Source organism: Exiguobacterium sp. RIT594, assembly GCF_003339585.1.
Lineage (GTDB): Bacteria > Bacillota > Bacilli > Exiguobacteriales > Exiguobacteriaceae > Exiguobacterium_A.
Genome location: NZ_QPKF01000001.1, coordinates 1,046,663 through 1,066,574 on the forward strand (window position 1 = coordinate 1,046,663; position 19,912 = coordinate 1,066,574).

Annotated in this window: 25 protein-coding genes; 13 read left to right on the top strand and 12 right to left on the bottom strand. The window is 49.3% G+C overall.

The annotated features are described in order from the left end of the window. The first annotated feature begins 209 nt into the window (after window positions 1–209). Window positions 210–1,088: a sensor domain-containing diguanylate cyclase gene (locus DVG79_RS05260; RefSeq protein ID WP_147269813.1), complete on the top strand. Its 879-nt coding sequence runs from the start codon at window positions 210–212 to the stop codon at window positions 1,086–1,088. A 95-nt stretch (window positions 1,089–1,183) separates the two neighbouring features. Here DVG79_RS05260 and DVG79_RS16040 read toward each other — a convergent pair whose 3' ends face one another. Further along, on the bottom strand, window positions 1,184–1,393 hold the full coding sequence (locus DVG79_RS16040) for a hypothetical protein (RefSeq protein ID WP_147269814.1): 210 nt from the start codon (window positions 1,391–1,393) through the stop codon (window positions 1,184–1,186). Further along, the gene (locus DVG79_RS05265) at window positions 1,362–2,060 is read right to left on the bottom strand and encodes an alpha/beta fold hydrolase (RefSeq protein WP_158537517.1); all 699 of its coding nucleotides are present in this window, start codon (window positions 2,058–2,060) and stop codon (window positions 1,362–1,364) included. Before DVG79_RS05265 ends, DVG79_RS16040 begins: the two co-directional genes overlap by 32 nt. A 130-nt stretch (window positions 2,061–2,190) precedes the next feature. Here DVG79_RS05265 and DVG79_RS05270 point away from each other — a divergent pair, with 130 nt between their 5' ends. After that, the gene (locus DVG79_RS05270) at window positions 2,191–2,853 is read left to right on the top strand and encodes an HAD family hydrolase (RefSeq protein ID WP_114595770.1); all 663 of its coding nucleotides are present in this window, start codon (window positions 2,191–2,193) and stop codon (window positions 2,851–2,853) included. Next, the gene (locus DVG79_RS05275; RefSeq protein ID WP_114595771.1) at window positions 2,850–3,245 is read left to right on the top strand and encodes a GNAT family N-acetyltransferase; all 396 of its coding nucleotides are present in this window, start codon (window positions 2,850–2,852) and stop codon (window positions 3,243–3,245) included. The genes DVG79_RS05270 and DVG79_RS05275 overlap by 4 nt, the downstream gene beginning before the upstream one ends. 5 nt (window positions 3,246–3,250) lie before the next feature. Here the strand turns inward: DVG79_RS05275 and DVG79_RS05280 are convergent, their stop codons facing one another. Both DVG79_RS05280 and DVG79_RS16080 read right to left on the bottom strand, forming a co-directional pair. Continuing rightward, complete coding sequence (locus tag DVG79_RS05280; protein ID WP_114595772.1) at window positions 3,251–4,078, bottom strand: hypothetical protein; 828 nt, start codon at window positions 4,076–4,078, stop codon at window positions 3,251–3,253. Next, the gene (locus DVG79_RS16080) at window positions 4,075–4,602 is read right to left on the bottom strand and encodes an RNA polymerase sigma factor (RefSeq protein WP_158537518.1); all 528 of its coding nucleotides are present in this window, start codon (window positions 4,600–4,602) and stop codon (window positions 4,075–4,077) included. The genes DVG79_RS05280 and DVG79_RS16080 overlap by 4 nt, the downstream gene beginning before the upstream one ends. A 93-nt stretch (window positions 4,603–4,695) precedes the next feature. On the opposite strand from DVG79_RS16080, the gene DVG79_RS16085 reads away from it, so the two are divergent. The 5 genes from DVG79_RS16085 to DVG79_RS05305 all read left to right on the top strand — a co-directional run bounded on the left by DVG79_RS16085 (window position 4,696) and on the right by DVG79_RS05305 (window position 9,818). Beyond that, on the top strand, window positions 4,696–5,100 hold the full coding sequence (locus DVG79_RS16085; RefSeq protein WP_158537519.1) for a group-specific protein: 405 nt from the start codon (window positions 4,696–4,698) through the stop codon (window positions 5,098–5,100). A gap of 182 nt (window positions 5,101–5,282) precedes the next feature. Continuing rightward, entirely contained in the window at window positions 5,283–5,978 is a 696-nt protein-coding gene (locus DVG79_RS05290; RefSeq protein WP_114595774.1) for an ABC transporter ATP-binding protein, read from the top strand. 26 nt (window positions 5,979–6,004) lie between these two features. Continuing rightward, the gene (locus tag DVG79_RS05295; RefSeq protein ID WP_114595775.1) at window positions 6,005–8,641 is read left to right on the top strand and encodes an ABC transporter permease; all 2,637 of its coding nucleotides are present in this window, start codon (window positions 6,005–6,007) and stop codon (window positions 8,639–8,641) included. 95 nt (window positions 8,642–8,736) lie between these two features. Next, window positions 8,737–9,324 carry a DedA family protein gene (locus tag DVG79_RS05300; protein ID WP_158537520.1) on the top strand — a complete coding sequence of 196 codons (588 nt, stop codon included), beginning with the start codon at window positions 8,737–8,739 and terminating at the stop codon, window positions 9,322–9,324. 83 nt (window positions 9,325–9,407) lie between these two features. Continuing rightward, window positions 9,408–9,818 carry a DUF2231 domain-containing protein gene (locus tag DVG79_RS05305; RefSeq protein ID WP_114595777.1) on the top strand — a complete coding sequence of 137 codons (411 nt, stop codon included), beginning with the start codon at window positions 9,408–9,410 and terminating at the stop codon, window positions 9,816–9,818. Between the two features lie 37 nt (window positions 9,819–9,855). Here DVG79_RS05305 and DVG79_RS05310 read toward each other — a convergent pair whose 3' ends face one another. From DVG79_RS05310 to DVG79_RS05330, 5 genes are read right to left on the bottom strand one after another with little or no spacing between them, the layout of a single operon-like run. Further along, window positions 9,856–10,239 carry a GtrA family protein gene (locus DVG79_RS05310; RefSeq protein WP_114595778.1) on the bottom strand — a complete coding sequence of 128 codons (384 nt, stop codon included), beginning with the start codon at window positions 10,237–10,239 and terminating at the stop codon, window positions 9,856–9,858. Continuing rightward, window positions 10,236–11,186 carry a glycosyltransferase family 2 protein gene (locus DVG79_RS05315; protein WP_114595779.1) on the bottom strand — a complete coding sequence of 317 codons (951 nt, stop codon included), beginning with the start codon at window positions 11,184–11,186 and terminating at the stop codon, window positions 10,236–10,238. Before DVG79_RS05315 ends, DVG79_RS05310 begins: the two co-directional genes overlap by 4 nt. Window positions 11,187–11,189: 3 nt before the next feature. Then, window positions 11,190–12,857 (bottom strand): DUF6044 family protein, encoded by a 1,668-nt coding sequence (locus tag DVG79_RS05320; protein WP_114595780.1) that lies wholly within the window; start codon window positions 12,855–12,857, stop codon window positions 11,190–11,192. A 1-nt stretch (window position 12,858) separates the two neighbouring features. Next, on the bottom strand, window positions 12,859–14,070 hold the full coding sequence (locus DVG79_RS05325; protein WP_114595781.1) for a chloride channel protein: 1,212 nt from the start codon (window positions 14,068–14,070) through the stop codon (window positions 12,859–12,861). A 32-nt stretch (window positions 14,071–14,102) separates the two neighbouring features. Next, on the bottom strand, window positions 14,103–14,450 hold the full coding sequence (locus tag DVG79_RS05330; RefSeq protein ID WP_114595782.1) for a potassium channel family protein: 348 nt from the start codon (window positions 14,448–14,450) through the stop codon (window positions 14,103–14,105). Window positions 14,451–14,633: 183 nt separating this feature from the next. Between DVG79_RS05330 and DVG79_RS05335 the strand changes: the two genes are divergently transcribed. Further along, a complete protein-coding gene (locus tag DVG79_RS05335) occupies window positions 14,634–15,155 on the top strand; it encodes a shikimate kinase (RefSeq protein ID WP_114595783.1) in 522 nt (173 codons plus the stop codon). Between the two features lie 12 nt (window positions 15,156–15,167). Here DVG79_RS05335 and DVG79_RS05340 read toward each other — a convergent pair whose 3' ends face one another. Genes DVG79_RS05340 through DVG79_RS05350 form a run of 3 tightly spaced genes read right to left on the bottom strand, consistent with a single transcriptional unit; the run spans window position 15,168 to window position 16,644 of the window. Next, a complete protein-coding gene (locus tag DVG79_RS05340) occupies window positions 15,168–15,551 on the bottom strand; it encodes a YkvA family protein (protein WP_114595784.1) in 384 nt (127 codons plus the stop codon). 59 nt (window positions 15,552–15,610) lie between these two features. Then, a complete protein-coding gene (locus DVG79_RS05345) occupies window positions 15,611–16,408 on the bottom strand; it encodes a phosphotransferase (protein WP_114595785.1) in 798 nt (265 codons plus the stop codon). Then, entirely contained in the window at window positions 16,405–16,644 is a 240-nt protein-coding gene (locus DVG79_RS05350) for a hypothetical protein (protein WP_233494532.1), read from the bottom strand. The genes DVG79_RS05345 and DVG79_RS05350 overlap by 4 nt, the downstream gene beginning before the upstream one ends. A gap of 135 nt (window positions 16,645–16,779) precedes the next feature. Here DVG79_RS05350 and DVG79_RS05355 point away from each other — a divergent pair, with 135 nt between their 5' ends. The 4 genes from DVG79_RS05355 (at window position 16,780) to DVG79_RS05370 (ending at window position 19,862) form a co-directional block, all read left to right on the top strand. Continuing rightward, window positions 16,780–17,778 carry an NADP-dependent oxidoreductase gene (locus DVG79_RS05355; protein WP_114595787.1) on the top strand — a complete coding sequence of 333 codons (999 nt, stop codon included), beginning with the start codon at window positions 16,780–16,782 and terminating at the stop codon, window positions 17,776–17,778. A 158-nt stretch (window positions 17,779–17,936) separates the two neighbouring features. Next, window positions 17,937–18,176 (top strand): hypothetical protein, encoded by a 240-nt coding sequence (locus DVG79_RS05360; RefSeq protein ID WP_114595788.1) that lies wholly within the window; start codon window positions 17,937–17,939, stop codon window positions 18,174–18,176. 44 nt (window positions 18,177–18,220) lie between these two features. Further along, window positions 18,221–19,396 (top strand): hypothetical protein, encoded by a 1,176-nt coding sequence (locus DVG79_RS05365; RefSeq protein ID WP_114595789.1) that lies wholly within the window; start codon window positions 18,221–18,223, stop codon window positions 19,394–19,396. Window positions 19,397–19,514: 118 nt separating this feature from the next. Next, a complete protein-coding gene (locus DVG79_RS05370) occupies window positions 19,515–19,862 on the top strand; it encodes a DUF2200 domain-containing protein (protein ID WP_114595790.1) in 348 nt (115 codons plus the stop codon). Window positions 19,863–19,912: the final 50 nt, after the last annotated feature.

The following is a 19,912-nucleotide window of genomic DNA, read 5'->3' on the forward strand; positions in this document are numbered from 1 at the left end:
CTTATTAAGATTACGACAACACGGCACCTGCCAAAACGGGTGCCGTGTTTAGGGTGTTCTGAACTTTTAAAAATGAAATGGGATTTTATGTATAGTACAAACAGTTTCTTTGCTATACTTTACTGTGTCTGGTTTTACAAATCATTCCATCTTCATATTAAGGAATAACTACATAAGGCAGGTGAACCCGTGTGCTGTGGGTCGGAATCATGATTGGGGCTGTATGTACGCTGCTTGGACGCTTCATGTTCCAAAAAATGAATCGGTCGTCTTCCGTCCAGTCGACGATCGCAACATTCGGAAAACATTCGAAAGATATCATGTACATTTTTGAAGTGAGACCGGTCTACCGGTTCCGTTATATCAGCCCTGCCCTCGATGAACATATCGGACCGGGGACGGTCGAAGCGAGTTATGCCGACCCGTCTGATTGTTTCGACCGGATTCATCCGGATGATGTTGAGATTCTAATGTCGAAAATCTCCGGCAATTGCAACTATGACGAACCATTTCCGCAACGCTGGCGGACGAATGACGGGACATACATTTGGTTTGAAGAATATACGACGCCCATCTACGAAAACGGTGAAATCGTCGCCGTTCAAGGGGTGATTCGGAATATGGACGCTGCGAAAGCAAAACAGCTGGAACTTGAGCAAATGTGCCAGCGGGATTCCCTGACAGGACTGTATAACCGGCATGCGTTTGATGGTCTGGTCGCGGAACTGCAGGACGGTCCCCCGCTTGATCTCGGTGTGGTCACACTTGACCTCAATGATTTAAAGCAGGTGAACGACCGGTTCGGACATGTCGCGGGAGATGCCCTGCTCGAACAGACGGCTCTTTGTTTAAGCCGATTCAGCCAGGATACGTTTCGTCTCGGTGGTGATGAATTCGTCATTGTCTGCCGACAGAAAACGGAACAAGCCGTTTTCGAGATGGTTAAGAAGTTACGGCACGATTTTACCCGCCATGAGTTGTCGGTCTCACTCGGTTCTGCCTACGAGACGGGAACGGCAGATCTTCCCGGTTTATTACGACAAGCGGATCGAGCGATGTATCAGGAAAAGCAGCGTACCAAAACATGAGTATGACCGGCTTAAGATGCGTCCCGATTGTTCATTAAATGCTACCGGTTGATTGAGCTTTGCAACGGCTAATGTTTCTTTTTGACACAGCTTTTTTAAGTGAAGTCGAGTTTGGTAACCGCTGAGAGGACGAGATCCGGACGGTCCAGGTGGATGGAATGTCCGGCTTCGGTTGCTGTGACGAAAATGGCTTCTTCTGTTAACGTTGCCTGCCGTAGGACCAATCGATGCCAAGTTTCTTCAACTTGCCGTAGTTCTGACTCCGGTAACCCTTCATCGTCCGTCCTGGATTGCCCGTTCGGCATCCCGAGCGATGACGATCAACGGAAGATCCGGGAATGGATCGATTCGAATCCGCGCGGCATCCGCTTTCCAGTATTCGACTTCCGATCCCATCATTGCATATAAGGCCGGCTCCTTCTGAAAATCGATTAATGCGGACTGGACGGCTTTTGGCAATCGCTGTTGTGCGTCAGTCAGGACCGGTTTCAATAACTGATTTAATTGTTCTTTCGTTTTTGTGGCGTAATGCCGGCATTGTTCCTGCCACGCCGCGTCCGAGGAAAAGCCATCAAGAACTGGTGTATCAAGCGCGTCGAGTTCATGTAAGTCGACGGAAGTAGAATCGACCAGTACCAGGCCCTTAATCTGTTCCGGAAACCGTTTCGTAAACTCCTGGGCAATGAGTCCGCCGTAAGAATGACCAATCAATAGGATTGGTTCTTGAATTTTGGATTTCCTCAACAGCGTTTGAAGTTGCCGCACAGCATGACTTGTCCGGTGAACGCCGTCCCCTTCTGTCCAAGCATGGCGGTGAAAACTGAGAACACGATTCGTTTGTTGCAGCGATTGAATAATTTCATACCATTCTGCATAAGAACAGCCCATTCCGGTTAAAATGATGACCGGTGTTCCAGGCGATTTTGTATCTAAATAAGGGTCCGAGTAGCTGATAGTTGAACGAAATGACATCATTATCCTCCTTTAGGGGTTATACGTTGTATTGGACAGCGAGTTATTTTATCCTTTATTGCATCTTAAAAACAAGTTTAATATTACGGTAATTGAAATATATATACTATGTAGGAGGTGACCCGTCATAATGATTCAAGGCATCTTGTTTGATCTGGACGGAACATTACTGGACCGTCCGGCTTCTTTAACACGTTTCCTGACTTCTCAGCATCAGCGACTGATTGCCCCGGTGTCAGACTGTCCGCTTGAACCCTATCACGGCTTGTTCATCGAACTCGATCAGCACGGTCGCGTATGGAAAGACGTTGTCTACCAACAACTTGTCACCCATTTTCAGCTGCCGCTTGATCCGGCTGTTTTGCTCACCGACTATTTGACAACGTTCGCCACAACAAGTGTCCTGTTCCCGGGAACGAAATCCATGCTGACCAGCCTGGCGTCCACCTACCGGCTCGGTCTGATCACAAACGGCCGGAGCGACTTGCAACGTTCCGTCATCGATCATCATCAATTAACGTCCTTTTTTAATCCGCTTTTGATTTCAGAAGAAGTCGGTCTGGCAAAACCCGATCCGGCACTTTTCCTTCGCCCCGTTCAGGACTGGGAACTGAAACCGGAACAGGTCCTGTTCATCGGCGACCACCCGCTGCATGACATCAACGGTGCTGAAGCCGTCGGGATGGCAGCATTGTTAAAATCGACGGCTCCGTTACCCGGTGCTTTGAACGACTGGTCGGAACTTCCACCCTTTTTAATAAAATTAGAAAATGAAAGCAGGTCAAAAACATGAAATCAGACTATCAGATCCGCCCCTATCAGGAACAGGACTTCCCCGCGATCCAGCGCTTAAATGCAGCGGAAGGCTGGAACCAGCTCGTCCGTCTGCATGACCGGACAAAACTGGCTTGGCAACATTCCAATGCGGCTCTTGTCGTCGAACATGCGGGGAACGTCGTCGGGTATGTCCGCGGAATGACCGACACCCAAGTCACGTTATACATCTGCGAATTACTGATTGATGCCGAATTCCGCGGACAAGGTCTGGCGCAACAACTGTTCGCCCGTCTGCATGAGGCGTATCCGACAACTCGGATTGAAGTCCTGGCATCCAGCAGTTCAGAAAGTTTTTACCGCGGTCAGGCGTTCCGCCCGTTTTACGGTTTCCGCAAGTCGTTTGAGTGAGGGATTCACCGCATGCTCTGCCAAATTGTTTCAAAAGCCGTTCCCTTTACGTCAAAATAAGCATGGAGCGGTTCATATAATACATATCCGCCTTCCAGCAGCTGAAACTGGTTCGTGACCCCGTCGGTCATCGTCACGTCGACAATCTGGATTTGCCGATCATTCAGTACATCCGGCGGCAGTTCAGCGCTTGAAAGTGGTACGGCCTTACTCAGACCGGTCAACAGATCCGTCCAGGCTGCGGAAGGGGCAAGCGGCTTTTTCTGCTCCGTCTCCCGCGTCCGTTCAGTTTGATAGCTGATTTGCTTGATACCTTGATCGAGCCGGAGTTTTTGGAAATAGTCCGCTTGGAAGGTCGTCCCGTCCAGGATCCGGATCATTTGCTTGCCCTCTTCCCGACCGATCGCGAGCAACCGGACCGTCGGAGCATATCCGTCCAGCTCATAAATCGTATAGTCCGCCATATTCGAGGCAAAGGAATCGTTTAACCGTGCCGTTTCATTTTCTTCCGTCCACGTGTTTTCAGACATACCTAACTTCCGGCCGCGCAACTGTTGCGCCGCTGCTTCGGAGACCGTCGTCCCGGTCTCGGTATACAACGTTCCTTGATAAACCAGCCCCGGAACCATCGAAGCGGTCGTTTGCCCGGTCGGTGGATCCATCCACGATTCGATCCGGTCGACTTGCATCCATCCAATCAATAGACCGGCCGCCAAAATCAGTTGCGGTAACCGGTGTTTCCGTTTTGTCCGGCGGATTCCCTGCTCCATCCGTGCATGGACGCTGTCCGGTACGGGAAGTTCTTCTAACGCTGACTCCAGTTGCTGTTTCATCCGGACTCTCCTCCTTTTAGTTGTTGCCGCTGTAATTTTTGAATTGCCCGGTACAACGTACTTTTGACAGTACTGACCGGAATATCGAGCAGGTCGGCGATTTCCTGAAGCGAATAGTCGGCTTGATACCGTAACGTCACTAACGAACGTTCCTTGACGTCGAGCCGTTCGAGTAAGTCAGCCAGAAACAGTTGGTCCACGATAACGTGTTCAAACGAAGCGGTATGCGGTTCGTTCAGCTCTTCTATTCCGTCGTTCGTCCAGACGCGCGCTTGGTGTTTCTTGAGCTGATCAAGTGCCGCATTGATCGTAATCCGCGTCAGCCACGTTTTGAAATACGTGATTTCCTTCAGTGACTTGCGATACTTCCAGGCCCGAAAAGCAACTTCCTGCACGTTTTCGAGTGCTTCCTGTTCGTGCTTCAAATACAGAAATGACATCCGGTAAATGTAATGTTCTTCGGCATATAACGCCGCAAGGAACGTTTCATCCGTCCAACTGCCGGCACGCTTTTTTCGGAACACGGGACTTCCCTCCTTTCTTCTCTCTTCATTAGACTGAGCATACACCGTTTTAGTTTCAAAAATCTGTAAAAAAATAAGATGGGAGATCAACACATGAACTTTTATACCGCCAGCAGCTTTCGAAACATCAAAGACGTCCGTTTCATTAATGATCAATTGATCCGGCAGGGTCATCAGCTGACATACGACTGGACAAGAGCAGAGCGGGTCGAAACAGCGGCAGAACTGAATCAAATCGGCCAACTGGAACTCGACGCCGTTCAGGCAAGTGATTATTTGATTTTGATTCTGCCTGCCGGGAAAGGCAGTCACGTCGAACTTGGGATTGCTCTCGCGGAACAGATTCCCGTTTTCCTTTGCATGACGGACGCGACCGGTTGGACCGGTCCGGAAGCAAGTACGTTCTATCATGTTGGTGATGTGACACCATGTGTCGGTACTGTTGACGACTGGATCCGGACAATCCTTGACGCGATGAAGGAACGGGCTGGCAAGTGATATTCATCTTTAAACAGCATCCTGACATAAGCGTTCTCTTACGCAGCTAACTATCGGTTTAGCTGTTTTTTGTTATCGTCTTTTTCATGTTCCTTGCTTCTTCAGTTTTACCTTTTTAAATAGACAAAATTTTCAAATAATATTACACTTATTTTACCTTAATTTGTAAAAGGAGTGTTTCGATGGATATTTTTGTGAAAGACGTTTCGCATACGTTTAGTCAGGCAGGGTTACAGAGTGATGTTCTGCAAGAATTAAACTGTCAGTTTTCCGCTGCTGAAATTACAGCACTTGTCGGTCCGTCCGGCTCGGGCAAATCAACGTTTTTAAGCCTGATCGGTTCACTCGACCGGCCGACGGGAGGTCAGATTACATACGACGGACAGGACATTACGAAGTGGAAGAACCGGCAACTGTCAAAATTCCGGGCGCAGGAAATCGGTTTTGTTTTTCAGCAGTTTCATCTGTTGCCGGCGTTGACGGTCAAAGAGAATCTGCTCGTCCCCCTGCTGAAACAAAAGACTGACTTCAACAAAGAAAAACGGATTGCGGAAATTCTCGAAAAAGTCGGGCTGACGGAGAAACAGCATGCCTTGACGGCGCAGTTATCCGGCGGGCAGCAGCAACGGGTCGCGATTGCCCGGGCCCTGATTAATCGCCCGCGCTGGATTCTCGCGGACGAACCGACCGGTAATCTCGATTCGGTTAACGGGGAGATGATTTTCCAACTGTTGCTCGACCTGCATCAGGAAGAACAATGCGGCATTTTGTTTGTGACACATGATTTGTCACTGGCTGAACGGGCGGACCGGATTTTATTCATGCAGGACGGCCGGATTGTTGAAGACCGGCGGAAACAGACTGTTCGAAGTATTTGAAGATGAAAAAATAGAGGAGGTATACCATGTTACGTTTTGTCCTGAATCACTGGCGCCGGCAACGGTTTAAGTTCATCTTGACGCTTATCGGAGCGCTGATCATCAGCGCCGGACTCAGTTTGATGTTCAATCTGACTGACTCGAGTCAAGGCACGGTCGAACAGACGTTACAGAAAAAATGGTCGTCCGCCTACGATATCGTCGTCCGGCCAAAAGGCAGTCAAATGTCGACCGAATCAAGTGACCTGCTCGAACCCAACTATTTAAACGGCATCAACGGTGGGATTTCCTTAAAACAATACGAAACGATTAAACAAATGAAGGAAATCGATATCGCCGCACCGATTGCTGTCATGGGATATGCCCATACATTTGTTACTTTTAAGAAAGCCATGACGTTTCCAAAGGAGCCCGGTATTTACCGCTTCAAGAGAACAACCTACACCGAGTCAGGACTCGGTAAAGAACAGCAATTCGAAGACCTCATTCATATTGCTCAAGGAACGAAGATCCAATTACCTGAAAAGGTCCCCTTCTCAACATCGCCGGTGGAAAGCTTTCGGGATGTCTCTGCTGGGAATCCGGTTCTGATCGTCGCCGTCGATCCGAAAGAGGAGGCCAGACTGGTAGGGCTCAATCAAAGCGTCAGTTCCAAAAACAATTCACGGTACTTTTCACAATTGGATCAACGGGAGTCTCCTCGGGGAGCTAAAGATAATGTCATTCCGGTCCTTATCAATCCGCATTCTTTTAATAAAGGGATGTACGAATTTACGATTGAAAAGCTGGATGCCCCTTATCAAACCAAGCAGGATCAGGAAAAGCTGGTCCAAGAATTGGCCCAGAAAAAGCCGGACGGAGATCTTGTAAATTCTATTCTTAAGACCTATCCGGCCAAATTGACCCAACGTCTTGAGATCCCTTCTTCTAAAGTGGAAGAAACATATCTCAAAACATTATCGGAAGGGACAAACCTCCAGACGTTTGTTGCAGAAGATGCTCCAGGCGCCCAATTGCTGTATCAATCAGGTCCGCTTCAGTTCAAAGAAACCAAAAGTCCATATCCGACGCGCTGGAAAAATGCTTTTGAAGTCAGCACGTCCGCGATTCACTTAAAAAACTGGTACTTTTCGGAGTCGACCTATCCTTCCAAAGGATATCGATCACTCGTCTCGACCGGAAAAAAGATCAAAAATCCTTCCGAGATGCAAATTCCGTTTAAGTATCCTTACCTCACCTTTAAAGTCGTCGGTTTGTATGATCCGAACAAAATCAAAGTCTCCAAAGATCCGCTTAATGAACTGCCGATGGAAACATACCGTCCGTCCTCTGCAGATCTCGTCCTTGACGCGAAAGGCAATCCTGTTAATCCGGCCAAATCAATCGACACGTCTGGTAATCCGGTTGGTTTATTGACAAACTCACCAAACATCCTGACGACGCTGGACAGTGCGTTTGCTGTCAACGGAAAACAGGCCATCTCGTCAATTCGTCTGACCGTCAAAGGTGCAACGACCGTCAGTGAAGAATCGGAACAATTGCTGCAAGACGTCAAGACACAAATCGAACAGGAAACCGGACTGCTGGCAACAATCACCAAGGGTTCGTCCCCGCAACCCGTCGTGACGAAAGTCGTCGATAACGGCAAGACACTCGGCTGGATTGAACAGCCGTGGGTCCATATCGGTGCCGCGATGACGATCTTCCGCGAGACGAGTGTCGGCTTCTCCGGTGTCATCTTCGCAATGCTCGCTGTTGCCATCGTCTACGTCCTCGCGACAAGTTATGTCTCGATGCTCGCCCGGCGGAAGGAATTTGCCGTCTTGCTGGCACTCGGTTGGCGGACAAAGGACTTGTACCGGATCGTCCTGATCGAGGCGGCACTTCTTGCCGGATTTGTCTCCATCGTCGCGCTGATCGTCGAAAGCATTTTCTCATATGTCCAAAGTGAGACGATGAACGGTTGGAGTCTGCTCTGGATCACGGTGTTCAGTCTCGTGATTTATTTTGCCGGTGCCGCCTGGTCTGCCTTTACGATCCGGAAGATTTCGCCGTACGAAGCGATCAAGACCGGCGAATATGCGTCCTCGTCGCACGTCAAGCTCAGTCTCCGGTCGACCTGGACGCTCGCACTGAAAGAAATCTTCGGCAAATGGAAACGTAATGCGCTGTCGATTCTCTCGATTGCGTTACCAACAGCCTTGCTGACGTTTTTCCTGTTCGTCACATTCCACCTGCAAGGCGTCCTGTATACGTCCTGGCTCGGTCAGTTCGTTGCCTTACAAGTCGGACCGATGCATTACTTGACGATGGGCGTTGCGATTACGATTGCGATCTTGACAACCGGGGAAATCATGTGGCAAAACGTCACCGATCGACGAGCGTCACTCGCAATTTTAAAAGCCGTCGGTTGGACGAACGGTTCTGTCCGGCAGTTGATTGTCTTGGAAGGGATGCTGATCGGATTTGTCGCCGGAATCGTCGGCCTGAGTATCTCGTATCTCACGATTTATGTCTTGTATGATCTCGTCCCGTGGGATGAGCCGCTTTTGATTGCTGTCTCCCTGCTTCTGCCGGTATTGTTCGGAACGATTGCTTCCCTATTGCCGGCGCAAATCGCAGCTCGCGTCAATCCGTATCAGGAGCTGAAGGACGCCGGGTGACTTTAAAGTGAATCCGCCTGAGGATGGACTCGCTGTACGGGAACACGTGCTACACTGGGTTCACATCAATTCCGTACAGAGAGAGGATGTTCGAGATGGGAAATTGGCAATCGTGGCTTGATTTGTACAGTTACTGGGGTGTCCTGCTCGCTTTACTGGCCCATTTCATCCCGACTGAACTGATTATGGGCTATGCCGGCTATTTGGTGGCCTCCAATCAGATGTCGTTTCTCCTGATGTTCGCAGCCGGTTTAGTCGGATTTTATGTCTCCCAATCGATTCTGTACGTTCTCGCCTATTACGGCGGCGAACGGGTCTTGTCCTTCTTAACGCGGTTGCTTCATGTCAATCCGGTCCGGATGCAGCTGGTCGAAGCGAACCTCCGGGCGTACGGCGGCTGGTATCTGTTGCTTTCGCCGATTTGGAAGACTTTATTCGGTCTGCTGGCCGGGACGTTACGGATTCGTTTTTCAACGTTCACCCTCTCGACATTACTTTCCTTCACCGTCTGGTCGTTATTTTTCATGACGAGCGGTTATCTGTTACAGGAGCGATGGACGCTTGTCGCGACGTTTGCATCACGTCATCTCAGCTGGATCATCATCGGCAGCATCGTCCTTTTCCTTCTCGTGCGAATGGTCATCAAAAGACGGAAGCAGAAGAAAAATCAACCGGAAGATTGACTTCATTCACAAATTCCCGGAAATAATTTTTAAAAAATATTGATACACTTAGCTAAATTCGATTGTCAGAGGAGGATGTCTTGATGTTAGGTGGAATTCCGCTTCACCCGTTACTCGTGCACATGCCGATCGGTCTCTTGTTATTCGCTACGCTGCTGCTCCTCGGAAGCCTGAAGTGGACGCAATTGAAACTTTTTTCGCTGATCACCTTATGTGTTGGACTATTGTCCGGTATTGCCGCTTACTTAACCGGAGACGGCGCAGAGGAATTTGCGGAAAGTCAGTTGAACGTGGCACGTGATGCCATTCATACTCATGAAGACTTCGCCTTGTACAGTCTGTTGACGTTTGGTCTCTCGCTGGTCCTGCTCCTGCTGCATTACCGTTCCAAGAAACAACCGTTGCTGCTCGCAAGTCTGGTCGTGGCGATCATCGGCAGTGGTCTTCTCGCCTATGCCGGCCATCTCGGCGGACAGATGGTTTACGTGAAATAAGTCAAGCCAAGCTATCTTTTCTCGATGTGAGAACAGATCAGCTTGGCTTTTTGAATACCCAATAGTTTTGTCCGATAAAATTCAAAATCGTGTACAGGACCATTCCAATAAGAATCGCCCCCGTTCCGCCGAACGACGGAACGAACAGGTCGATTACGAACAGGCTGAGACGATAAGCAATCAGGTAACTGATCAGTACGACGAGCAAAAACCGAATCCAGTCCGTTTTCAAGCTGGTCGTTGCAGAAAACGTAAATCGCCGATTCAGCAGGTAGCTGATCACGATGCCGCATCCATTCCCAAATGCCGTCGCCACCCAGTACCCAGTCTGAAAGCCATGGTACAACAAGAGGGTCAGACCTAATCCGACGAGAGTGTTCACGATTCCAACGAGTAAAAAGCGAATGATTTTCTGAGTCATTTCAACGTTTCCTCAATCGTATACGAGGGGCGCCGTTTCACTTCACTGAAAATCTTACCGACATATTCCCCGATCAAACCGATCCCGAACAGCTGCAGTCCGCCGATGAACCAGATCGACAGCATCAAGGACGCCCAGCCGCTCATCGTTTCCCCTTCCGCAAACCGGTACAGCGTATATCCGACGAAACCGCCGGATACGAGAACCATGAATAACGACAGGAAAAACAGCAGCTTGATTGGCCGGACACTGAAGGAAGTTACCCCGTCCCACGCTAATCCAAGCATTTTCCGCAACGGATATTTCGATTCACCGGCCGGGCGTTCTTTCCGGGCATACGGTACTTCCTCTGTCCAAAATCCGAGTTTCGGGACAAGTCCCCGCAGATACAAGTTCCGTTCCGGGTAACTGGCTAAGGCAGCCACTGCCCGTCGGCTCATCAATCGGTAATCCGCATGGTTATAGACGGTTTCTACCCCAAGCATTTTTTCAACCCGGTAAAACCACTGGGCAGACGTCCGTTTAAACCAGCTGTCACTTGTCCGGTCAGTCCGGACTCCATAGACGATGTCCGCTCCACCCTGAAAGCGTTGCAAGAAGGTTCCGATGATGCCGAGGTCATCCTGCAAGTCGGCATCGACCGACACGAGACAGTCTGCCGTATCATACGCCTCCATCATCCCGGCATGAAGGGCATGCTGATGTCCGACATTATGTGCCAGTTTGATTCCCCGAAACCGTGCGTCCCGTCGATGAATCTGTTCGATTTGATGCCAGGTGTCGTCTTGACTGCCGTCATCGACAAAAAAGACAAACGACTGTCCGGACAGTTGACCGGTCGAAATCCATTCAGTTACTCGTTCTTGAAGTGCACGGATGGTCATTGGTAACACTTCTGACTCGTTGTAGCAAGGAATCACGATTCCGAGAATCGGTGCATCAGACATGATTCATCCTCCTTCAGGCGCGACACGATACAAGTAAATGATCCAGGCAGACTGGTTGTCAAGAAACGTTTTCTCAAGTTTCAGACCAATCGATGATGCATTGCGGATCGGGACAGCCGACAACAGATAATCTCCACCCATTCGTTTGAGCTGAACGATGTCGATATCCAACTGACGGACCGACTTCTGATTCGCTTTGGTATAGTCGTAGTGTTTGCCAAGCTCTGCAGCATAGATGTAGACACGATTCCCCCAGTCGTCAAAATAGTGCTCGAGCTTGGAACTTTTGTTCAGTTCACCTTCAATAATCGTTCTGAATTTTTGTTTATAGGTCAGCGGATAAAAGTTAACATACCCGTCCAGTGTCCGAAAACGGTTATACTGCGCGATTGCCGGATGTAAACCTAACGACACGACCTGATAAGTATTGACCGGCTTTCCGATGTATGACTGAATCCGCGAAAACTGTTGGACCGCGTAAAATTCGCTGAAACTCGGTTGATCGCGATAGACGATTTCTGGATTCCAGATGATTAGTACAACCGCTTGAAGGAACAACACACCGATGACAAGCCGCCTCCAGGCACGCCGCCACAACCAATCGAGCGCCAGAGCAAAGAGGATGTACCACAGCATCGGTTCTATAAAATGAAAGCGGGCAAAATTAAACGTCTGCATCACATGAATCCGCTCTTTCAATGGTTGCCATCCCGTATAAAACCAAACGGCGTACCACAACGATAGTCCGGCAAGTAACACCAGTCCTTGTTTCAACCAACGGACGGTAGGATCTTTTTTGTGAACCGCGACGACGAGGACACTCAGAATCAGCACAAGCAGGACCGGAGTCTGTGCCGCCTCGGCATGGGTATGACCTAACACAAACTGTTTGAAAAACAAGCGAATCGTCCGGAAGATTCCGTTATGTCCTAAATCGAATTGATCGCGACTCGTCGCTTCCCCTTCCCATAGCATGGAATAGACCAACCGGTACTCAATTGCAAGGTAGAGTAGGATTTGTCCTACGAATGCCGTCCAAAATAAAGCGTGGAACGATTTTTGACGCCACTCTCTGTACAAACCGAACAGGGCTAACAAAGCTAAGAAAAATACGATGCCGAGAACGAAGCTCGAGTAAAATGGCACAAGTGCGAGGGTAAGCAGACTCAATCCGATTCGTTGTTTCTGCCACAGGTTCAGGTAAGCCCATAACAGGAGCGGCATGCCGAGTGTACTGAGCATCCCGGACGGCCAAACCGGTGTCCAGGCGAACAACACCGCAACGAACATGATGACGGCTCGCGGCAACTGAAGCTTCAAATGATCCCGTAACAGCAGATACAGTCCGATAAAGGCAAAGATCCGTGTCAAGGCTTGACTGACGGCATACGCCGTGAACGGTGAAAACCATTGATAGAGCCAGATGATGCCCGTCCATTCACTGACGAAGGCATTTCTAGAGACGACACCGCCCACAAGATTCGGTACCTTATCCTGTAATCCGGCATAAATACTGTCCGACTCGACCAGATTTTTATACCAGACGACGTTCGAATCGAGGTTATCGTGAATCCGGACGTGTGCCTGTTCTCCTAACCAAAAGAGCGGCAGGAGATAACAGAGCGTCAGCAACACGCCAAGACCAATCCAAATCGGCTCTTTTGTTTTCATGTCACGCTCTCCCCCCGAGACGAACAGACAGTTGTTTGATCAACACAGCAACAGACAAAATGAACGGGAAAAATTGTAACGGAAACAAAAACAACAGCAAGGTTGCGGTGACAAACGGTTGCTTGAGGATGACCGTACAACTGGCGGCGACGCTGACTGCAATCAGCAGGCCCGGTGTATACGGGAAAACGGACGCTAAGGCAAACGCCATCGCTGTACTCGAAAAGACCGCGGGAAAGATTTTTCCGCCCCGCCATCCGAATGAAAAACAGACATGTGTCAACAAAGCCTTTCCGACGGCAATGCTGATTAAGAATAAGACCGATTGATCAAAGGCAATCCGCGAGAATTCGAGGATTTTTTGTTCGCCGGAAAATAAAAAATAGGACGACATGCTGCCAAACAGACCTAAGAGTGCGCCGGCTGTCAGGGCCAGTCCCAGTGGATGCGGATACTTCCGTGCCACCGCATCCGTCCAGCGACCAAACATTACAAATAGATACCCGAATCCGGTCCCAATCAAAATCGCCGGAAGCAGTAAGTAGATCACCTCTACCGTCCAGTTGACTTTCGGCGTACTGATGGAAAACAAGACTTCATGCGGAAACAGTCGATTCAGCGCCGTAAAAGCGAAGATGCCGCAGGCTGTCGTCAGCGCATACAACACGACTTTGACGGACTTACGCTTAAAGTTGGACCGGTTCACCCCGTCTTCGAGTGCTTCACTGACACCGATCAATGGAGCGTAAAAAATTGTTGATAACATCGCTCCGATCCCTAGATCCAGCAACTCTTTTTTCTTCTGCAACGTCCAGGTCATCCGGTCGCCGGCCCACGTCATCCATCCGCCGAGGATGCTGATCAGTGCCGCTTCCGGACCAAGACTCGCTCCAAACGTCAGGACGAGTAAGGCAGCCACGATATTTTTAACAACCGTCCCTTCATACGCGACCCGACCCGTTGTCTTGAATTCCTCAAGCGTCTGATGCATCGTCCGGGGATAGTCGCCGATGTACGTTTGAAACAGACCAATCAACAGTCCGCCAAACAGACAAATCCAAAAGGGATAAAACGTGGTGTCCAGCTGTTCCGGAACCGTCGTCCAGACAAGATGAATCAATAGATTCGACAATGCCAGAAACATTGACGCGAGTGCCCCGACAATCAGACCGAGCAGACAACTGTAGAGGACGAATACCAGATTGAAGTTCATACGCTTCACTCCTTATTCACGATTACCGCCTGTCACTTCCCGTCTGGTTTATTTTTATTTGAATGGAACTCTTTTAACGCCCGGTTAAAATTGACGATCAAGGCACTGATGACACCAATTCCGAGCAAGACGTACCCCATCGTAAAAATCTTGCCGATTGGTGTGATCGGATGAATATCGCCGTAGCCGACCGTCGTCAGCGTCATGACGGAAAAATAGAGGGCATCCAGATAACTCAGCTGTTCGACGCTGTGGTAGAAAAACATCCCGACCGCAAGGAGAAAAGCGACGGAGAACATGACGGCTTTTTGTTCATCCTGTCGAAACAGAATTCGTAATACGTGGTACATATTGCGCATCAAGATGAAAAACGCAATCATCTTCGCCGCTCCCTTCGCAGGTGATCACGACTGTCCGCTGTTTCACTCATCTGTTAGAGGAATACCCGAAAAAAGGGAAGACGATTCCTCCATCGTCTTCCCTGTCCGTTCTATTCTTATTTCAGTCTGTCATGGTAAGCTAATCCACAGAAACTACACATCATGTGTCAAGGAGGTCATCCCGTGCGCATTCAAATCATCGGTGGTTCCGGCACCGGGAAAAGTACGCTCGGCAAGTGGATTGGGCAACAGGAAGGGATTCACTGGATCGACAGCGATCATTATTTGTGGAAAGACCAAACATTTACCGAAAAACGATCGGTCGCGGAGCGGTATGCCTTATATACACCGGATATCGAAAACCATCAGCAGTATGTCGTCTCCGGTTCCGTCTTTTCGTGGAATCCGAACGGCTTCGCCAACCGGGAGTTGCTTGTCTTTTTACGCTTGGATGAAACCAAACGGATGAACCGGTTAATCAAGCGGGAACAAGAACGGTATCCTGATTTCACCGGATCCAACGCGTTTCTCGACTGGTGCGGGACGTACTTAACGGCGACGGATCCGGAGATGATTGGAACGTACGCCGAGCACCGTCTCCAAATGGAACAATCCGCTTCTCCCGTCATTCAGATTGATGCCGCTTTGTCGACGGACGCCATGTACAAACAAATCAAATCTGCCTATCAGAAACTATATCCGTAATGGATATGAGCCCTATCGGACGGCATCATAAATCTTTAGACCCATCCAGACGGTCAGCGTGCACCAAAGCAACAGGATCAACGCGCCGACAAACCAATTTTTCGGTTTATCCGCCCCCATCCATTGTTCTGCCTTTACGGTAGAGTCGTCGATGACTTCCTGCGGTAACATCCTTAACGCGAGCAGGATACCTAAAGGGACAAGAATGAGATCGTCCAGATACCCTAACACCGGGATGAAATCTGGAATCAAGTCAATCGGACTGAATGCATAAGCGACAACGCAAGCCGTAAATAATTTGGTATACCAGGCGACCCGGTCGTCCTGATAGGAAAAATACAAAATAAAAATCTGCTTTTTTATTTTTTTCGCGGTATCCTTCAATTTTTCCAACATGATGCTTCTCCATTCTTCGTCCGTTTAAACCGGCGGCGAACCCTTTTAACATTTCCGGTTCACTGGAACCAGTCGGCTCCCTCGCGTTCGAGAAAATCGAGTTCTTGTTCGTAATGCGTGACGTGCCCCTCTTCGATCATCCGTTGAAAAGCTTCGTCACCTTCCGCCGCTTTCCGGTGAATCGTTTTGATCAATGCTTCCACACGAAGCAGCACGGTTTCGTACATCTTGCCCTTTAGCTCCGTTTTGCCGTAGGAAGACAAAAACAGGTTGATTCGGTGCCGAATCCGTTCCTGATCGTTAACCGGATTATAATGAGCCGGCTCACCGTCTGCCGTCATTTGATGCCGGCTTAACGGGACACAGGTGTAGAGCGTGTAGGCCACATCCCAAATCCGCGGTCCCGGGGCAGCAACGTCGAAATCGATGATTCCGACAGGTCGTTCGCTTCGGAAGATGAGATTATAGACGGCAAAGTCATTATGACAAATGAGTTCGAGCGGTTCCGGTGTTCCGTCGAGCGGCTGCCAATCGTTTGGTACCGGAAAATCAGCGATGGCATCATGGTATCCCCTTAACAACCGAGCCGTCTCCTCGAGGACACGGTCTGACCGCATATACGGCTGAAGCGGATAATTCCCGGCTTCGCCTTCGATGAACGACAGAATTTCGCGCCCCTCTGGATCCATTCCTAAAAAACGCGGACTTCCTGCAAATCCTTTTTGCTCAAGATGTTGCAGTACCCGATGGACTCGAAGACTCTCCGGTTTTTGTTCCCGTCTGACCGTATCCCCGATCCGTGAGACGTCGGAGACATTTCCTCCCGTCAATGGTTCTTCCTGTTCCGATTGTTTCATATTTTTTCCTCCCCTTTTGACTGATTGAATACCGGAACAAGAATCGCCGCTCCGGCTAAACTGATGATGAGATCGCGCCATGAGACTAACCCGATATCAAAATGAAGTATCGTTGCCACTCCGTTCGTGACAATCAGTAAGAGGACATACAATGTCAGACTGAGCGGCACCATGCGTTTAACGAACCGCGGCACACGTATCCACAGCCGTAACAATCGTTCTCCGGTCTTGTTCATCTCATTCACCCCAAACTCCAGTTTTTCCCTGTTCCTGTTTAGCTTATCATGTCCGAATGAATCACTCAAAGTGTTCTCCCGCTGGATCAACTGGTAGACTAAAAGCAGAAGAACCAGGAAATGGAGAGGATTTTCATGAAAGCGATGACGATTTCAAAATACGGTCAGGTCCCGCTCGAACAAACCGAACAGCCCCGCCCGAACGTCCGGCCGCATGACGTTCTTGTGGAAATTCACGCAGCTAGCATCAATCCGGTTGATTTTAAGATTCGGGACGGTGACGTCAAGCTGTTGATTCCATATCAGTTCCCGCTGATTCTAGGCAATGACTTCGCCGGAGTCATTGTTGGGGTTGGTCATGCCGTAAAACAGTTTCAAGTCGGGGATGCCGTCTACGGACGGGCTGAGAAAAACCGGATCGGCACCTTTGCCGAATACATCGCAATCGATGAACAGATGGTTGCCCTAAAACCGGCTTCGCTCTCGTTCGAGGAAGCAGCGTCGATCCCACTCGTCGGCTTGACATCTTATCAAGCATTACACGATGTCTTACAGGCGGCACCGGGACAAAAGATCCTGATTCAGGCAGGCGCAGGCGGCGTCGGAACCTTTGCCATCCAACTGGCGAAAGCGATGGGCTTGTATGTCGCAACGACGGCAAGCCCCGCCGGACATGACCTCGTCGCGTCACTCGGCGCTGATGAAATCATCGATTACCGGACCGAATCGTTTGACGAAATCCTGCATGATTATGACGGCGTCTATGATACGATCGGCGGTGAGACACTCCGGCGGTCGTTTAAAATCGTCCGTCCGGGCGGACACATCGTCTCGGTTTCCGGACTGCCGAACGGCCGGTTCGGGAAATCCTACCGGTCCGGTTTCCTGAAGACCAATCTGTTCCGCCTGCTGACTCTTCGCGAGACATGGCTTGAACGGAAACACCGGGTCACGTACACGTTTTTGTTCATGCGACCGAGCGGACGCCAACTGGAACACATCTCAGAGTGGATTGAAACCGGACAAATCAAACCGGTCATTGACCGAATTTATCCGTTTGAAGAAGCACAGGCTGCGCTCGAGTACTCCGAGTCAGGCCACGCCAAAGGAAAAGTCATTTTAAAGATCAAGTAAGAGACGAAAAACGGTCCAGCAGTCACCCGACGACGGGGGGGGTTGCTGGACCGCTTTTTATTGATGGTTTATTTAAATTTATTCATCGAATTAAACAATAAATAATATAATATGTTAAATATAGGATAATTAATTTGGATATGGGAAGGAAGAAATCAATGGACGACCGTACCGGCACTCCGTACAAGTATTATTTCTGGAAACGATTTTTCCTGCTGTTCATTCCGCTGTTTTTGATTGGGGTTCTACCTGAGCCGTTCATCACAGAAAATCCATTCAACAGTCTTGAAGATTATGGTGAATTCGCCTTCGTCTTTTTGTTGTATCTGATTGTGATGTCCGGAATTTCCGCTTTTTTGGTTTCTTTACGTTGGCGAATGAAACAAAACCGCCGTTGAGCCTGATTCCCCCACTTTACGTTAGTTAAAGGAGACAACATACTATGTCCCGGAAGACTTTCTTTACGGCCGCGTTGACTTTAACGCTTGTCGCCACGGCAGGATGCACTGATTCGACGGTTACGAAGGAACACCCGAAAGTTCCGGCAGACCAGGCTCAAGCTGCGCCAACCCTTGAACCTGTCAGTGCCCCATTGTCCGACTATGGAAAATATGTACCGCTGAAGAAAAAGACGGACCAGATTTCACTCGGAACACATCAGACATACAATTTATCGTCATTTTTTACGGGTCAAAACGTCCTGATTGCTCCGGATTATCTGTATGAGCAATCGATCTACTACTATACATACATTAAACAAACGAGTGACACCGCCGGTAAAAGCTACATTTACCGGTACAGCCAAGGCTCAAACGATAATCAAGTATTGCATACGGTCAAGCGGACGATCGGTATGATGACCGGGGTATCGCATTATCTGTTCTGGGTCGAATCCAATCCGATCAAGTCGGGACAAAAATGGACGATTCGTTCGATGGACTTAAAGACGGGAAACGTCAATACACTGGATCAGGGTATCAGCCGTCATGACACGGCGATTCCTTATCTCGATGCCTCCTCAAAACGGATCTCCTGGATGACGCAGGAAGCGACACCGACGCGAACGAAAACGCTCCTCAAGTCGTTTGATGTGGCGGAAGACACGATCATCATCCATCAGCAGTATATTTTAAAGGAAGGCGTAAAACGGAATGGACAGTATCCATTTGACTTCCGCCGGAGCGATGCCGGACTGATTTTGCATACAAGCACGTTTAAGAACGGTCATAAAACGCCGACACTTGAGACATTTGATGGCACGTTCAAACGACGGATGAACGGGCTGATTGATTTTGAGCACAGCAAAAAGTATGTCGCGACCGGTGAAGAAGGATCAGCCCTCTTCCTGAACAAGAAGTCGCAAAAAACAGGTTACCAATTCAAACCGGCCGATAACCGGCTGACAGTCGACGCGTTCCGCTTTTTGTCGGCTGACCGTGTGATTTTCAGGGAGAGTATATCAAAACTTTGGTACGCCGATCTTGTGCATGGGACCGTCGCTCCTTTGACGGATATGGCCGATACGATATCCAAGCCGATTTATGCCAACGGAAAATTGGCATACGGGGTATCAGACGGAGCACAGATTGAATTTCATGTCATCGATTTGAAAAAATGATTGTATGCAGACCATTCTGTTCAAATGAACAAGATGGTCTGTTGTTTATTCGGGTGTCGAATCAAAGCGTTCGATATGCTACACTTCTGGTAATAATTAGGTTCAAGGAGGGAGTACGATGACGAAACATCGGTTGTACACGACAGCGTTTTCGAGTGTCTATCCGCTTTACGTGACAAAAGCGGAACGCAAGGGTCGGACGAAACAGGAAGTCGATACGATCATTTGCTGGCTGACCGGTTACTCGGAGCAACAACTCGCAACGCTGACAACAGATCAGACGACATTCGAAGCCTTTTTTGCGGAGGCGCCGGACATGCAGGAACGGCGATTGTTAATCAAAGGTGTCGTCTGCGGCGTCCGGGTCGAAAACGTCGAAGATCCGTTGATGCGGGAAATCCGCTATCTTGACAAGCTGATTGATGAACTGGCAAAAGGGAAAGCGCTTGATAAAATCCTGCGGTAGAAAACAAGCAAGACAACCAGTATGCTGATAATGATTGCATCATGTCTCGC

Excerpts from the sequence above, each read along its gene's own strand:
- DVG79_RS05260 (WP_147269813.1), top strand. The coding sequence starts at position 210 with ATGATTGGGGCTGTATGTACGCTGCTTGGACGCTTCATGTTCCAAAAA.
- DVG79_RS16040 (WP_147269814.1), bottom strand. The coding sequence starts at position 1,393 with ATGCCGAACGGGCAATCCAGGACGGACGATGAAGGGTTACCGGAGTCA.
- DVG79_RS05265 (WP_158537517.1), bottom strand. The coding sequence starts at position 2,060 with ATGTCATTTCGTTCAACTATCAGCTACTCGGACCCTTATTTAGATACA.
- DVG79_RS05270 (WP_114595770.1), top strand. The coding sequence starts at position 2,191 with ATGATTCAAGGCATCTTGTTTGATCTGGACGGAACATTACTGGACCGT.
- DVG79_RS05275 (WP_114595771.1), top strand. The coding sequence starts at position 2,850 with ATGAAATCAGACTATCAGATCCGCCCCTATCAGGAACAGGACTTCCCC.
- DVG79_RS05280 (WP_114595772.1), bottom strand. The coding sequence starts at position 4,078 with ATGAAACAGCAACTGGAGTCAGCGTTAGAAGAACTTCCCGTACCGGAC.
- DVG79_RS16085 (WP_158537519.1), top strand. The coding sequence starts at position 4,696 with ATGAACTTTTATACCGCCAGCAGCTTTCGAAACATCAAAGACGTCCGT.
- DVG79_RS05290 (WP_114595774.1), top strand. The coding sequence starts at position 5,283 with ATGGATATTTTTGTGAAAGACGTTTCGCATACGTTTAGTCAGGCAGGG.
- DVG79_RS05295 (WP_114595775.1), top strand. The coding sequence starts at position 6,005 with ATGTTACGTTTTGTCCTGAATCACTGGCGCCGGCAACGGTTTAAGTTC.
- DVG79_RS05300 (WP_158537520.1), top strand. The coding sequence starts at position 8,737 with ATGGGAAATTGGCAATCGTGGCTTGATTTGTACAGTTACTGGGGTGTC.
- DVG79_RS05305 (WP_114595777.1), top strand. The coding sequence starts at position 9,408 with ATGTTAGGTGGAATTCCGCTTCACCCGTTACTCGTGCACATGCCGATC.
- DVG79_RS05310 (WP_114595778.1), bottom strand. The coding sequence starts at position 10,239 with ATGACTCAGAAAATCATTCGCTTTTTACTCGTTGGAATCGTGAACACT.
- DVG79_RS05315 (WP_114595779.1), bottom strand. The coding sequence starts at position 11,186 with ATGTCTGATGCACCGATTCTCGGAATCGTGATTCCTTGCTACAACGAG.
- DVG79_RS05320 (WP_114595780.1), bottom strand. The coding sequence starts at position 12,857 with ATGAAAACAAAAGAGCCGATTTGGATTGGTCTTGGCGTGTTGCTGACG.
- DVG79_RS05325 (WP_114595781.1), bottom strand. The coding sequence starts at position 14,070 with ATGAACTTCAATCTGGTATTCGTCCTCTACAGTTGTCTGCTCGGTCTG.
- DVG79_RS05330 (WP_114595782.1), bottom strand. The coding sequence starts at position 14,450 with ATGATTGCGTTTTTCATCTTGATGCGCAATATGTACCACGTATTACGA.
- DVG79_RS05340 (WP_114595784.1), bottom strand. The coding sequence starts at position 15,551 with ATGTTGGAAAAATTGAAGGATACCGCGAAAAAAATAAAAAAGCAGATT.
- DVG79_RS05345 (WP_114595785.1), bottom strand. The coding sequence starts at position 16,408 with ATGAAACAATCGGAACAGGAAGAACCATTGACGGGAGGAAATGTCTCC.
- DVG79_RS05350 (WP_233494532.1), bottom strand. The coding sequence starts at position 16,644 with ATGAACAAGACCGGAGAACGATTGTTACGGCTGTGGATACGTGTGCCG.
- DVG79_RS05355 (WP_114595787.1), top strand. The coding sequence starts at position 16,780 with ATGAAAGCGATGACGATTTCAAAATACGGTCAGGTCCCGCTCGAACAA.
- DVG79_RS05360 (WP_114595788.1), top strand. The coding sequence starts at position 17,937 with ATGGACGACCGTACCGGCACTCCGTACAAGTATTATTTCTGGAAACGA.
- DVG79_RS05365 (WP_114595789.1), top strand. The coding sequence starts at position 18,221 with ATGTCCCGGAAGACTTTCTTTACGGCCGCGTTGACTTTAACGCTTGTC.
- DVG79_RS05370 (WP_114595790.1), top strand. The coding sequence starts at position 19,515 with ATGACGAAACATCGGTTGTACACGACAGCGTTTTCGAGTGTCTATCCG.